The organism is Alicyclobacillus cycloheptanicus (assembly GCF_028751525.1).
Lineage (GTDB): Bacteria > Bacillota > Bacilli > Alicyclobacillales > Alicyclobacillaceae > Alicyclobacillus_L > Alicyclobacillus_L cycloheptanicus.
On record NZ_CP067097.1, the window covers coordinates 222,008 to 236,087 of the forward strand.

A 14,080-nucleotide genomic window follows, 5' to 3' on the forward strand; every position below is an offset into this window, starting at 1 on the left:
GGAATCCCCCTCCGTCTTGCCCATCCAGTCCTTTCGAACTATCGCCCACAGGAGGCGAGGCGTGCGCCCGAGAAGGCGTCAGCCTCCCAACCTCGCCCCTCAATCTATTGCTTTTGCGAAGACTTGTCAATCGGCGGTCCGGGCGGCGTTTCTCCCAGGAACAAGCGGATGGTCGACCCTGCCGGCACCTTCGTGCCGGGCTGCGGCGCCTGCCAGACCACCGTGTTGCCCTGCCCGACCAGTTGCGTCCGGAGCTGGTCGCCGCTCTGCATCGCCGCCTGCTTCGCATCATTCAGCGTCATCCCCATGAAGTTCGGAACCTCGAGCGACACCGGCTCGCCCCAGCGCGTCTTCTTCTCGAGCCCGTTGGCCTGCTTCGGCACATCCAAGGCCTGCAGACTGTCCCCCAGAATCCGGCCGACAATCGGGGCCGCAATCACGCCGCCAAACACTACACCGTTTTTCGGCCGAGGATTGTCGATCGCGATGTACGCGACCAATTGCGGGTTGTTGGCCGGGGCCATGCCCATGAACGACACAATGTAGTGAGTTCCCGAGTAGTGACCATTTTCCGCCACCTGCGCCGTCCCCGTCTTCCCAGCGACGCGATACCCATCAAAGTAGGCGCTGCGGCCGCTGCCGTTGGCAACGACACTCTCCAGTGCTGCTCGGACCTTGGCCGCCGTTGCGCTGGAAATGACGCGTCGAACGACGGTCGGTTGAATGGTTTTCAGTACCTGCCCAGTGTCGTGATCGCGGAAGTCTTCCACCACATAAGGCTTCATCAACAGCCCGCCATTCGCGATGGCCCCCATCGCCATGACCTGCTGAATCGGCGTCACCGAGACGCCTTGCCCAAAGGCGGTGGTCGCCAGTTCCAAAGGTCCTACCTTTGACATCGGGAACAAAATCCCGTTGCCTTCTCCCGGCAGGTCAATGCCCGTCTTACTGCCGAAGCCAAACTTCTTAATATAACTGAACAGGGTTTGCTTGCCCAGCCGTTCGCCCAGCGCGATAAACCCAGGGTTACAGGAATTCTCAACGACATTGAGGTAGGACTGGGAACCGTGACCGCCAGCCTTCCAGCACTTGATTTTGTGACCCGCGACCTCGTAATAGCCGGGATCGTAAAACCGGTCGTTCAAGTTCACCTTGTTCTCCTGCAGCGCCGCAGACAAGGTGACAATCTTGAAGGTCGACCCAGGTTCAAACGTCTTCCAGATGGCTAGGTTGCGGTTGTACGTCGAAGCCGGGTAGTCCTGCCAGTGCGCGGGGTCGAACGTTGGGTAATTGGCCATTGCCAGAATCGCGCCGGTCTTCGGGTCTTCCACGATGGCCGTGACGTTGTCCGGATTGTACTCCGCCACAGCTTGCTCAATCTCGCGCTGCACAATCTGTTGAATGGTGCCGTTGATGGTGAGCTGGATGTCCTCGCCGTCGGTCGGCGGAACATACGCCTCGCCTTCACCCGGCAGCTTCTGTCCTTTGGCGTTGGTCGGGAAAATGATGTAGCCCTCCTGCCCGGACAGCTGTGCATCATACTCTTTTTCAATGCCGGTCAAGCCCTGGTTGTACGCGCCGGTAATGCCCAAGACCTGTGCCGCCAAGTCGCCGTACGGGTACGCCCGCTTCCCGTCTTCCGTGATGTAAATTCCGGGCAGATTGAGCGCCCGGATTTGCTGGACCTGCGACTCGCTGATGCGGCGTCCGCCCGGATTGAAGTACACCGCAGCCACCCGCTTCTGCAATTGCTTGAGAATCTTGTCCTCCGGCATTTGCAGAATTTTGGCCAGCTTGGCGGCGGTTCCTTCCTTGTCCTGAACCTGGACCGGTATGGCCATCACGGTCGGGGCCGAGGCGGTGTAGACCAGCTTCTGTCCTTGTGCATCATAAATCGTGCCGCGCACGCCCTGCACCGGAATGCTGCGGTTGTGCTGGTCGTCCGCCAGGCTTTGCAGCCACGGTGCCTGTACAATCTGAACGTAGGCCAACCGTCCAATCAGCGCGCCAATCGCGCTGATCAGGCAGAGCATCAGCACCACAAATCTCCGTCTCATGACACGTCGGGTAACTCGCACGATTGCCGCCTCCACGCTCAGGATGGTCTAGTCCATCCTATGCGGACAATCCCCGACATAGAAGAGGTTGTGAAGGCATCCAACGAACGGTCATCCGAACGGTTCTGCGAGCGTTTGTGCGCGCATCTGTGCGCGCCGTTGTGCGAAGGTCTTCAAGGGGTGGAAAACTGCACCGTCACGCGTTCACCCGGCGTGATGGCTGTCCCGGGCGGGATCGACTGCGACACCGCGAACCCGGACCCCTGCGGCACCATGTCCATGCCGGCGGCTGCCAAGATATCTCCTGCTTCACGCATGGAGGTTCCCGTCAAGTCGGGCATGATGAGCCCCTTGCTGCTTCCCGCTGCCGGAAGCAGGTAGACGGTCGAACCTTTCGGCACAGATACGCCTGCAGCCGGCCACTGCTTGGAAACCGTACCTTGACCGACCACATCCGCATGAAGGCCCATCTTGTTCAGCGTCTGCGCTGCATTCGCCGTCGTCTCACCGACTAGGCTGGGCGTCTGCACATACTGGGTCACCTTCGCCGGCTTGGTCGAAGTCGTTGTCGTGCTGCCGCCCTCCGGCGCGATGTGATAGTAATTCATGCACTCCTTCAAAATCTGCGTGGCCGGCGGCGCGGAAATGGTGCTCCCCCAGGTGTTCGCCTCAGGAGATTTTGGATAGTAGACATCCACATACACTTCCACCTGCGGGTTCCACCCCGGCGCAAAACCAAGGAATGACACCGCAAACCGATCACTGTAGTACTGCTTCGTGGCGGGGTTGACAATCTGGGCCGTGCCCGTCTTGCCGCCGACTTCATAGCCTGGCAGATAGGCAGCCTGGTCGATGCCTTCCCCGCCCTTCGTGACGTCTGCGATCATCGTGTTTTTGACCGCCTCCGCCACCGACGGCGGAATCACGTTGGCATGCGTCACCTGCGGTTGAATCTGCTTAACGACCTTCCCGGTGTCAGGGTCGATGATGGCCTTCGCGAGTTCCGGCTTCATGACGTTGCCGCCGTCCAGAATGGCCGTCAGAGCGGCCATTTGCTGCAGCGGCGTGACCGAGATGCCCTGGCCGAAGCCGGACGTTGCCAGCTGCACCTGACCGCGGTCATCCGGCGGGAAAATGTCTGAGGTCGACTCGCCCGGCAGGTCGACGCCGGTCGGTGCCAAAAACCCGAAGTTCTGCATATAATGCAGCAGGTTTGTCCACCCCAGTTTGAGCGCGATGGTGGCAAACCCCACGTTGCTGGACTTCTGCAGCGCCTGTGCGACGGTGATTTTGTCCGGCCCCTCCAGCGACCAGCCAACCCCGTCATTCCAGTCGTTGATGGTCGCCCCGTTCACATTCAAATGCCCGGACGGAACAATGTCGTTCAAGCTGACCGTGTTCGTCGCAAGCGCCGCCGCGAGGGTGATGATTTTGAACGTCGAACCCGGTTCGAACGAAGAATTGACGGCCCAGTTCGTGAACAGCGCTTCCGAGGACGCGTCCCAGTACGTGTTGGGATTGAACGTCGGCCGACTTGCCATCGCGAGAATCGCGCCTGTTTTCGGGTTCATCACGATGATGGTCGCATGTTCCGGGTGGTATTGATTGACAATCGAGTTCATTTCATCTTCGACAAACCCCTGAATCGTCCGGTCGATGTTCAACTCAACGTTGTCTCCGGGAGAGGCCGGCTTGGTCACCTTGATGGACGTCTCAATCGGTTCTCCATCGCCTTCCTTCGTATATGTATACGAACCGTTCGATCCCGACAGAACCTTGTTATACTCTGCTTCAATGCCGGTCTGGCCGACCCCTTGGGCGTTAATGTAACCAATCGCGTTGGCAGCCATGGTGCCGTCCGGATAAAACCGTTGTTCGGTCGGCGTAAAGGTCACATACGCGCCAATGTTGTCGTTCGGCTTCGCCTGTTGCATCGCCGATTCAATCTTGGCTTTCGTCTGCTCCAGAATGGGATGAGGCCACTGATACCAAGGGGACTCGGAATTCGCCAATTTCTGCAGGGTCGGCAGCAGTTGGCCGGCACTGACACCGAGCGGACCCGCCAACAGGTTGGCGAGTTTTTGCACGTTCGAAAACGTCCGCGTATTGACGTCCAAATAATAGGCAGGGACATCGTAGGCAAGCGGCTGCCCGCTGGCGTCCAGAATCGATCCGCGCGGTGCCAGCAGCACCGCTGTACTCTGCTGCACTTCATCAGCAGCCTGGGTCAATCGGTGGCCGTAGACCTGCTGCACGAACGTCAACCGCCATGCGACGACGCCAAGCCCTCCGAGCAGAACAAACTGCAACACCCGCATCCGTGTGCGGTGACGACTATGACGCCGTGTACCACCTGACTGTCTGGGCTTCATCTTGCGTCACCGTCCAAATTTACTGATTCGCGCTCGAAGAGGTTTGGCCAATCACCACTGGATTCGCGTACTTCATCCCCAGCTGCTTCGCTTCCTGCAGAATCCGCGACGGCTGCGTCAGCGCCGCGACCTGCGCGGTGTACGACGCATTGGCGGCCGAGACGGCCTGAATTTGTGTGTTCAGGGTATCGATGCGATGGTTGATGGTTGCAACCGATGCGGACACACTGAGCAGAATCCAGCCAGCGGCCGTACAAATGGCAATGCATCCAAACAAGGAGACGCGATCCCACAGGGTACGCCGCGGATACACTTGAGACTGTGCATGCGTCGACGGTCGTTCGAGTGACCGAGGCTCCTGAATCGGACCGGATTGTCCATACGACTTGGTTGCTAACATTTCTTCTTCGCCTCCTCATTTATTCCATGCACCTGAATAGATTGGCAACGGTTCATTTGAACCAAATTTGTCAACGTTTCTCACGTCTTCTAAACCAGCGTCCCACTGCCCGTTGTACGCGGCCTTAGCGCTTTTCCACGACGCGCAGCTTTGCAGAACGACTGCGAGGGTTCTCCTGAACCTCTTGTGCGGACGGCACAATCGGTTTTCGGGTCACCACGGTGCCCCTTGGCACCCGCCCGCACCGGCACACCGGAAAGTCCGGCGGACAGATGCACCCTTCGGCAAACGATTGAAACGTGTGCTTCACGATGCGGTCCTCAAGCGAATGAAACGTAATGACGGCCATCCGCCCACCGGGCGCCAACACTTCAAAGGCTTCCTGCAGCCCCGTTTGAAGCGCGCCCAATTCATCATTTACCGCAATACGCAGTGCCTGAAACGTCCGGCGCGCGGGATGCGGGCCGGTGCGCCGCGCGGCCGCCGGGATGGCTGAAACGACAATCTCCGCCAGCTGTCCGGTGGTCTCGATGCGCCCCCGCTGCCGCTCCCTCGCAATGGCGCTGACGATGCGGCGGCTGAACCGCTCCTCTCCATACCGGAAGAGGATGTCCGCCAGCTCCTCTTCAGACAGGTCGTTCACCAAGTCCGCTGCGGTGCGAGGTGCACTCCTGTCCATCCGCATGTCGAGCGGCGCGTCGTGCTTATAACTGAATCCGCGTGACGCTTCGTCAAATTGAGGAGACGACACGCCGAGATCGAAAACGACACCATCCACTTCTTCAAACCCTTGTTCTGCGCAGATTCGACGGATTTCACGGAAATTCGACCGCACCAGAACAAGTCGATGCATGTGCGAAGACAGCGCCTCTGCTGCGTGCAAAATGGCCGTTTCATCCTGGTCCATCGCCAGAACCCGCCCCGTTGGCGCGCTCTGTTCCAGCAAAAGCGTCGTATGTCCCGCTCCACCCAGTGTGCAATCGACATACTTGCCGCCATCTCTCGGCCGGACCGCTTCCACTGTTTCATGCAACAATACCGTCCGATGATGGAACGACAACCCCTTCACTCCCACTTCGATGCGTTCGCGGCGCGCCAGTCCGCCCACTGACCGCCAGCGTTACAGGTCTAAATCCACCAGTTTTTCGGCAATCTCCGCGAATGAGCCTGCGGCCGCTTCCGCGTAACTTTCCCAAATCGGCTGACTCCAAATTTCAACACGGTTCGACACACCCAGCACAACGCAATCTCTCGATAGTTCCGCATAGTCCCGAAGGACGGACGGAATGACGACACGTCCCTGCTTGTCCAACTCACACTCCGTCGCACCGGAGAAAAAGAATCGGACGAATGAACGTGCGTCTGCCCGCGTGAATGGCAAAGCTTTCAATTTGGACTCCAGTGTTTCCCACTCCGACATGGGGTATACGAACAGGCACTTGTCGATGCCGCGCGTGAGGACGAACGAGCTGCCCAACCCATCCCGAAACTTGACAGGCACAATAATGCGCCCCTTTTCATCCAGGGTGTGTTGGTACTCCCCCATGAACACGCCGGCTCACCACCCGTCCCCCAACTCACTCCACTTTACTCCACTTCTCACCACTCAGTTATCCTTTCGCCCCACTTTGCCGATTTCCTGCATCACAACACACTTTTTTTCGCGAACAGATGGAGGTATTTGCACACCTTGAAGAGCCCACTCCCCGTTTCCGCCAATCATCGGCCAATCCAGTGACGCGCAATGGTTTGAAGCGCTCGGCGCACAGTGTCAAAATGAAAGGGAACGATGATCTGAGGGAGGGGCTCGAACAGTGAACGACAACGCCTTGTTTGACACGCTGCGGTTTGCGCGCAGCGCAGTGCTGTCGCTCGTCAACGATGTCAGTGAAGAAGCAGCGGACACCATTCCGAACGGATTTCGCAACAACATCCGGTGGCATCTGGGGCACATTTACATCGTCCAGGAAAACTTGATCTTTGGCGCGGCGCACATCCACCGGACGCTGCCGGAAGGCTTCAAAGAAGCCTTTAGCATGGGCACCAGTCCAGCAGACTGGAAGTCTCGTCCAGCCTCGCTGGACACGTTGAAAGAAGTGTTGACGTCACAATCCGGACGCGTGGTGGAAGCCTTTGAAGGGAAATTGGATGACGCGCTGCCGTCGCCGGTCAAAATTGGCTCAGTGGAAATGTCCGCGCCGCGCGACCTCATCAGCTTTGCGGTGTTTCATGAAGGGCAACACATTGGCATCATCAAGGGGCTGAAGTACGCCATCAACGGGCGGGTATAACCGCTGGCGAGGCTGAGTGGCTGTGCCTCGTGCAAAGAAGTGACAGTTCCGTCAACGCATATTCGGGCCCACGCCGGGAAGCGCGCGGGCCCGCACCGCTGGGAGGCTGATTCAGAAGGCTTTCCTCATTGGGGCTACCTTTAAAGTTACCCTGAATCCGTGGCGGCTTGACCCGTAGAACCCCGCCAACACGTGTGTTTTCTCCGGTAGAATAGGGATAGTTGGGGCTGTGCTCCTCCAGATCCGCTTCACCGCCGGGGTGATCTTTTGCGTTTTATTATTGAGGAATCCGATGAAGTCATTGTTACCCATTCAGGTATGGCGTTGATTGGGTTGCTCCTTGAAAAGACTCGAATCGGCGAACGTCTCAATCAAACTCGGTTAGACGGCATGGGAACTCCAGAAATCTCGAACTGGGACATTGCACATGCGTATATTGGCTTGCTTTGCCAAGGCAAAACCGACTTCGACCATATCGAACCCTTCCGGGAGGATGATTACTTCCTGGATGCGCTGCAGATTCAGAGTGTACCCTCCAGCCCTACATTACGCCAACGCATTGACATGGCAGCAGGAAAATCCGGATGGGAGTCCATTCTCCTGGAAGAGTCGGCAAAGTTGCTGAAAACGTTGGAAGTGACACTTCGCCCCATCGTGCTTGGACAGGACTCCGATCATCGTTTCTACGTCCCTTTGGACATCGACGTCTCGCCGTTTGACAACTCGGGCACCAAGAAGGAAGGCGTCTCTCGTACATACAAGGGACTGGACGGGTACGCCCCCATCTTCGCTTATTTGGGTCAAGAGGAAGTCCCTTACGATACTCATCAAGATTCTCGCTCGGGCTTGAGCCAGGTGAATTGGTCGGGGACCATGTAAGCTTATCAATCTCACGAAGAGCGGTAGCATCTACGTCATCGTAGGGGCGGATGTTGCAGTATTTTCCCTCATCCATAGGTTGTCCTCCTGCCACAACACACAGCGCATAAGCCTGCTTCATTCAATTTGTGTGGCCGCTCGGATTATTTGACGGTGAAATTCCAGATGTCATTGTCACCTGGAATCGGCGCGGAAGTTTCACGCATTTTGTCGGCCTTTGAAATCGAGTAGGAGGGGGCGCCTAGCCCCCGACCTCTCACACCACCGTACATGCGGGTCCGCATACGGCGGTTCATGAAACACTACGAAGCTGCAAGTACCTTTCCTGAAGACTCTTCAGACCAAGTGCCTCAAAGTACGCCTTGTCCATGGCGTTGTTCAGGTTCTTCGCCATGAACCATGGCCCTCGGCGCGAGTTTGCCATCATGTGGACGACCCATTCCGGCTGGTTCAATGCACGGAGTTCGCGGTATCGGGTTCTCACCCGTTTCCACTGCTTCCAGATGCACATTCTGAGCCTTCGGCGTATCCACTCGTCGAACCGTTCACAATGCCCTTTCATCTGTGCGAGTCGGAAGTACGCCACCCAGCCCATCATGTAGGCGTTGAGTTGGCGTATCCGCTCTGCCAGCGGCATGCTTCGTGTTCGGCTTGTAATCTGGCGCACCCTGTCCTTGAATCGCTGGATGGTCTTGTCGGCCAATCGAATCGGCGCCTGCTTCCCGTACAGGAAGCTAAACCCCAGAAACTTTCGTCGCTGTGGTCTGTCTACGGCACTCTTGTCTCGATTGACCTTGAGTTTTAGATCCTCCTCCAGGTATCTCGTAAGCGACGCCATCACCCGTTCGCCAGCCCTGCGGGACTTTACGTAGACATTGCAGTCGTCCGCGTAACGGACAAACTTGTGCCCACGTTTCGTAAGCTCCTTGTCGAAGTCGTCCAGCAGGATGTTTGCCAAGAGTGGGCTGAGTGGCCCGCCTTGTGGCGTGCCCTCTTCACTTCGCACCACAACTCCATTCTCCAGCACACCCGCGTTCAGATACGCCCGTATCAGCCGCAGAACTCGCTTGTCCTTCACCTTGCGTGCCACTCGTGCCATCAGCATGTCGTGGTTCACGCGGTCGAAGAATGCCGCCAAGTCCATATCGACTGTCCATGCATACCCTTCTCGGATGTACTCCTGCGCCTTCTTCACCGCGTCATGGGCATTCCGCCCAGGGCGAAACCCGTAGCTGTTCGGTGAGAATCCAGGGTCGAAGATGGGTGTGAGCACCTGGAGAAGCGCTTGCTGGATGAGTCGGTCGATCACAGCGGGAATCCCCAACTTCCTCATCCCGCCTCCGGGTTTCGGAATTTCGACCCGCCTGACGGGTTGAGGCTTGTAGGTTCCCGCGAGCAACTGCTGACGGATGTCAGCCCAGTGCGTCTGGACATACGACCGTAGTTGTTCTACCGTCACTCCGTCCACGCCCGGCGCTCCTTTGTTCGACTCGACTCGCTTGAGGGCTTGCAGCATGTTCTCCCGCTGCAGCATCCTCTCCAGCAAGTTGGTACTGTCCTCGCAGGATGGGTTCTGTCCTTGTACCGACGACGAACTCGGCCCTCTCTCCTCAGCCTCTCGCGGCTTCACCGCTACCCTCTGAGTGGAGGCCCCTTGCGGGGTATTCTGCTGTCTCTGCTCGTCGTGCGAACGCATCCAGTCCATCCTCGTTTCATGTTCAGCCCTTCCCTCGACAAGCGCTTGCCGAGGTACTATGGCCTCTGCTGACTCCTGCCCGTTCAGCGCCACCTCCCGGTGACGGTTACCAGCTATACTGGCGTATCGGACAGGCCTCCCCGGATAAGAACGGCCTCTTTCCTCTCATGCACCCGCCGCAGTTTACTGCCACAGCCCTTGGCGACTTCGGACTTCGTTGTGTTTAGGCAACTCATCCAACTGTCACAGCCTCAAATGCGATTCGTGTACCTCGGGTCGAGAGTTTGCCTCCAGCTTCCTTCAGATTCCACCTCGCGGTGGACACCCTTGCTCTTGGCTAACGGTAGGTATGTCGCCAACCCCCGTTCGGGACTTGCACCCTGGAGAGACCGCCCATGCCGGGCGTACTAAATAAAGGGGGCCGCCTTAGGCGACCCTCCTGCCAACGTGCTCGTCTAGAAGTATATCCACCTCGCAGTGTAAGTTCGGTTGCGCATCAGCACGAATGCGTCACTGCGCTGGTCGTCTTCGTGGAAGATCGCGTACCATCCCTCAGCACACCACTCTATTCTCGCGTAGTAATATCTGTCGCCGATCTCGATTTCAATCGGGTCTCCGCAATGCAAGTCATGTTCATCTTGTTCATCTGCAAAGTACCATCGGTCCCGCAGTGAACTGAATCGTAGATTTCCCGTCATGAGCCGCTCACCTCCATCCATGCCCGCTCCACATGACTGTTATCAACGACGCTGTGTCCCAACGTTGCAGCGTCGATCAGCGCGCCACGACACAGTGTGTTAATCAACCGGGGATTACCTTGGCTGGTTCTCGCAATCAACTTCACGGCATCAGCTGAGAAAATCGTTCTCTCCTGACCCACGCTCGCCAGCTGCTTCGAGACATAGTCCTGCACTTCAGCCTCGGTCAACGTCCCCATGTGGTAGCGAATTTGGATTCTCCCGGATAGTGAAGTCAGGATTCGGAGTTTCATCTTCTCCCGCAATTCTGTTTGTCCCACCAGCCAGAGGGAAATCGGCGAGAATGAATCAGCCCGAAAATTGTTGAGGAACCGAAATTCGGCCAGCATCTGCGGGTCGAGTTCATGTGCTTCATCGACGATAATCACGACTTGTTGGCCTTTTTGGTAGCTTTCTTCGAGCACCTGGTGAACGAGCGCCTGGTTATCTACCTGTCGAAACCTGGGCTGGATCTGCAGACGCTCGAGAATCACGCGGTATAGTGTTTTGGGCGTAAGTCCGGCGTTGGCGATATACATGAACTTGTATTGGCTCTCATCCATTCGCTTCATCACAGCGCGTACGGCCGTTGTCTTCCCGGTCCCGGTGTCCCCGGTTACAAGTGCCATGTGGCGGTGTTCCGTCGCGTAGATGAGCCTTGCAGAGAGCTCGCTGTGACCGTGAAACGCCACCAAGCGTTCGACCGGGATGTCACGGTCAAAAGGCTCCTGAGCGAAGCCAAAGAACTCAGTCATCATGAGATTCACCATCTTTCAGGGCACGAGCAAACGAGGTTCGCCCAAGCGACTGTTGCCTCTGCTTTTCGTGGGCTGCGGTAATCGTTTCGAGAAAGGAAATCCCTGGTTCGGTTGGTAGCTCTGAAGGTGGGGAATCGGCTTGCGTTACACGTTTGTCTGTGTGTCGGCGCATCTTCAGCGGGACGGCATTCGCGTAGTGCTTGCCCTCCAGCCATACCTGAATACGAGTGAGGTCGAAGGGGTTGTAGCGCAACGTCACGGTTCGCCCAACGAGGATGGACTCAACCTCGTACGTGTTTCCCTGCACTGAAATGCAGGCTGTCTTGTCCACCTTTGCCTTGTAGGTCCATTGAAATGCGTCTTCGAGCACATGCGGGTCCACCAACCGCAACGGACCGTGCGTGGTCAGTACGGCTGCAGGCCGTTTTTTCAACGTGCTGTGGGTTCTCTGGTGATACATTTTCTCCAGCCAGGCACGGAAGTAGCGATTGAGGTCGTCGAGATTCTGGATGGTACTGTTCTTCACACACAACTCGGCTTCCGGGCGGAAAGAGCGCTCTACGTAGCCGAAGTATCGTTCCAATTTCCCGCGCCCTTGGGGGAGAAATGGCCGGGAGTGACGAATCTCAAACCCGAGTCTGGCAGCCACCTCGCTCAACTGTTTTGACTGGTAAATCTTTGCATTGTCGCAGTAGAAGATTTTCGGCGTTCCATGCGTAGTAATCGCTTTTTTCAACGCATCCTCAAGCACCGGCAGATTCTCTCGAAAATAAAACGCGGCGTAGCAGATATAACGACTCTTATCGTCAAGTACAGCAACCAATCTGGCTACCCGCATCTGGCCCCCAGAGTTGGGGTCTGGGACGCGCAAGGAATCACAGACGTCACATTGCCAAATTTCGTGAACTTCATTGGCGGTATACCGCTGCCAGGTACGTTGCTTGCGCACTGCCTTTGTACGCTCCACCTTGGCTCTGCGCAAATGCGCGGACAGTGTGCTGCGCCGAATAAATCCTTCTGGAACGAGTCCTTCAGTCTCCAGCATCACAATGAGTTGCTCCACTGTGCGCAAGGGTTGTTCCTTACGCAAGGCCACAGCTCGTTCAATCACATGAGGGGGCAACACCCGCGGTCGGCGGTCGTCTGCCCGAAGTTGGGGAAGCAGCCCATCTACCCCTTCCTTTCGGTAGCCTGCCAAATATCGCTCTAGCGTGCGTTCCGAGAATCTTCTTTTCTCTCCGTTTGGCATCTCATGTTCCTGACTAGCCAGTTCCTCCAGCATCGCTTTTTGAGCACCACTCTCGGTTTGCCGCAATATCGGGGCAATAAGACCATAGCGGAACAGAGCGATTTGGCGTCGCGAATCATCTTGCATGTCCAGCTTCTCCTTCCCATACGAGATAGCCTCATTCTGGGGGCGGGTCCCATCCGCTCGGAAGATGGTTTTCTGTGGGATAAGCAGCGTTGTTACGGTGGAAGGGCTGGGGAGAGGCCATACGACACCCGCTTCACCGACAACGATGGGGCAAACAGGCAGACGACTTCACGCCTGAGATTCCAGAAGTCACTGCCGCCAGCCACGTCAAGCAGCACAAGCCGGTCATAATAGGTGCACAATACCGAGTCTCTGACGTTGTGGCGTAATGGAGGCAGTGGTACATCTGGCCGATGAAACTGGACAATCCGGGAGACCAAGGCGATGACTTTGGTCACCTGCCCCTGAATCCGAGTAAACCAGTTGCGGGCACATGACTCGGATAAGCAGACGCCGCATTCGGCCAATTTGGCTAGGGCAGCGTCTACCGTCAGTGTACCTGCCAAAAGGCTCACAAGAAGATCCTGGACCATGATTGTATACCGCTGGAAAGGTGCGACAAAGGATGGCAGGATTGCAAATGTCCGTTTGCAACTTGGGCACTGCCGCCGTTGTTGTAGGAAATCATGGCGCATCTCGCCTAAATCGAATGGGCGACGACGGTAGTATCCGTGGACGTACGTATACGAATGTGAACAGTAAATACAAGGCACGTCGCGCGGTAGCAGCTTCTGTACAGCGAGGGCGTATTCTTCCGGGCTTACCGGATTGACAGATTTGCATTCTATGGATACGCTAGGCATACAGCGAGAGCCATTCGGCCTCGAATTAGGGAACGAAAGTAACTGGCCACCAACCGAGTACACTTACGTTACCCTGCGCAGATGGGAACGCCACCTGGGCCTACTGGGCACAGAGGGCGTTTCTGCATTTCTCGACAATATCCTGCTAAAGTCCCCGACAGCGAATCAAAGAAAATCCACCGACAATGACGTCAAATAATCTGAGCATAAACACCGGAACGACCACCGTGGGCAACTTCGTAGGCGCCGAACTTCTTCCACTTTTGCTCACAGAGACAGTAAATTGGTCAAGCCGTCACGGATTCAGGGTTACTGCTACGCTATATATACGCTGGATAATGAATGCCGGATATTACTCGACTTCAATGGATATAAACGTCAAAGTCAAACTCGGCATTTATACTATGTGCAAAACGAATTGTTTCAGCGTTTAGATAGATGGCTGGCATCTGATTGTTTTCCACTCGTATCACTACAAAAATTTTAAACTCAAGATCGTACTCTTTCTGCAGTAGATTCAATTCACCAATTTTATTTTTAAAAATACCAACAATTTTATTTAATTGTGCCCCGATGTCCAGCGATTCCTGATATCCAGTACTTACATACCAACAAGTTTCCTTTCTAACCAGACCGTTACGATTGGTCACCGGTTCACCCTTTACATATTTTCCACTCGGTGCAACAGATAATTCCTCGGTAACCTTATCTAACGGAAACATATCGCCGATTATATCAAATTCAACCATAACATTAGTTTTGTTCATATATT

General features: G+C 56.2%; 12 protein-coding genes and 2 pseudogenes. 2 read left to right on the forward strand and 12 right to left on the reverse strand.

Annotated elements, in window-relative coordinates; translation table 11 throughout:
- Window positions 1-104: 104 nt before the first annotated feature.
- From JI721_RS01045 to mraZ, 5 genes are all read right to left on the reverse strand, one after another.
- On the reverse strand, window positions 105-2,078 hold the full coding sequence (locus JI721_RS01045; protein WP_307016615.1) for a stage V sporulation protein D: 1,974 nt from the start codon (window positions 2,076-2,078) through the stop codon (window positions 105-107).
- Window positions 2,079-2,230: 152 nt separating this feature from the next.
- Window positions 2,231-4,366, reverse strand: coding sequence for a penicillin-binding transpeptidase domain-containing protein (locus JI721_RS01050; protein ID WP_407654054.1), 2,136 nt, complete (start codon window positions 4,364-4,366; stop codon window positions 2,231-2,233).
- 82 nt (window positions 4,367-4,448) lie between these two features.
- Complete coding sequence (locus tag JI721_RS01055) at window positions 4,449-4,829, reverse strand: hypothetical protein (RefSeq protein ID WP_274456245.1); 381 nt, start codon at window positions 4,827-4,829, stop codon at window positions 4,449-4,451.
- A 124-nt stretch (window positions 4,830-4,953) separates the two neighbouring features.
- Entirely contained in the window at window positions 4,954-5,889 is a 936-nt protein-coding gene (gene rsmH / locus JI721_RS01060) for a 16S rRNA (cytosine(1402)-N(4))-methyltransferase RsmH (protein ID WP_407654055.1), read from the reverse strand.
- 60 nt (window positions 5,890-5,949) lie between these two features.
- On the reverse strand, window positions 5,950-6,381 hold the full coding sequence (mraZ, locus tag JI721_RS01065; RefSeq protein ID WP_274456246.1) for a division/cell wall cluster transcriptional repressor MraZ: 432 nt from the start codon (window positions 6,379-6,381) through the stop codon (window positions 5,950-5,952).
- Window positions 6,382-6,643: 262 nt separating this feature from the next.
- Here mraZ and JI721_RS01070 point away from each other — a divergent pair, with 262 nt between their 5' ends.
- Both JI721_RS01070 and JI721_RS01075 read left to right on the forward strand, forming a co-directional pair.
- Window positions 6,644-7,120 carry a DinB family protein gene (locus JI721_RS01070; RefSeq protein WP_274456248.1) on the forward strand — a complete coding sequence of 159 codons (477 nt, stop codon included), beginning with the start codon at window positions 6,644-6,646 and terminating at the stop codon, window positions 7,118-7,120.
- Window positions 7,121-7,438: 318 nt separating this feature from the next.
- Window positions 7,439-7,987: pseudogene (locus JI721_RS01075) on the forward strand (transposase family protein); the annotation flags it as partial.
- Between the two features lie 304 nt (window positions 7,988-8,291).
- Here JI721_RS01075 and ltrA read toward each other — a convergent pair.
- The 7 genes and pseudogenes from ltrA to JI721_RS01105 all read right to left on the reverse strand — a co-directional run bounded on the left by ltrA (window position 8,292) and on the right by JI721_RS01105 (window position 14,075).
- The gene (gene ltrA / locus JI721_RS01080) at window positions 8,292-9,695 is read right to left on the reverse strand and encodes a group II intron reverse transcriptase/maturase (protein ID WP_274455618.1); all 1,404 of its coding nucleotides are present in this window, start codon (window positions 9,693-9,695) and stop codon (window positions 8,292-8,294) included.
- Window positions 9,696-10,150: 455 nt separating this feature from the next.
- Complete coding sequence (locus tag JI721_RS01085) at window positions 10,151-10,393, reverse strand: DUF5348 domain-containing protein (protein ID WP_274454939.1); 243 nt, start codon at window positions 10,391-10,393, stop codon at window positions 10,151-10,153.
- Window positions 10,390-11,190: an ExeA family protein gene (locus JI721_RS01090; RefSeq protein ID WP_274454938.1), complete on the reverse strand. Its 801-nt coding sequence runs from the start codon at window positions 11,188-11,190 to the stop codon at window positions 10,390-10,392. Before JI721_RS01090 ends, JI721_RS01085 begins: the two co-directional genes overlap by 4 nt.
- Window positions 11,180-12,565 (reverse strand): DDE-type integrase/transposase/recombinase, encoded by a 1,386-nt coding sequence (locus tag JI721_RS01095; protein WP_274454937.1) that lies wholly within the window; start codon window positions 12,563-12,565, stop codon window positions 11,180-11,182. Before JI721_RS01095 ends, JI721_RS01090 begins: the two co-directional genes overlap by 11 nt.
- Before the next feature lie 92 nt (window positions 12,566-12,657).
- On the reverse strand, window positions 12,658-13,038 hold the full coding sequence (locus JI721_RS01100) for a hypothetical protein (protein WP_274454936.1): 381 nt from the start codon (window positions 13,036-13,038) through the stop codon (window positions 12,658-12,660).
- Between the two features lie 51 nt (window positions 13,039-13,089).
- Window positions 13,090-13,308, reverse strand: a pseudogene (locus tag JI721_RS17150) (hypothetical protein); the annotation flags it as partial.
- 362 nt (window positions 13,309-13,670) lie between these two features.
- Window positions 13,671-14,075, reverse strand: a complete 405-nt coding sequence (locus tag JI721_RS01105; RefSeq protein ID WP_274456249.1) for a DUF4279 domain-containing protein — start codon at window positions 14,073-14,075, stop codon at window positions 13,671-13,673.
- Window positions 14,076-14,080: the final 5 nt, after the last annotated feature.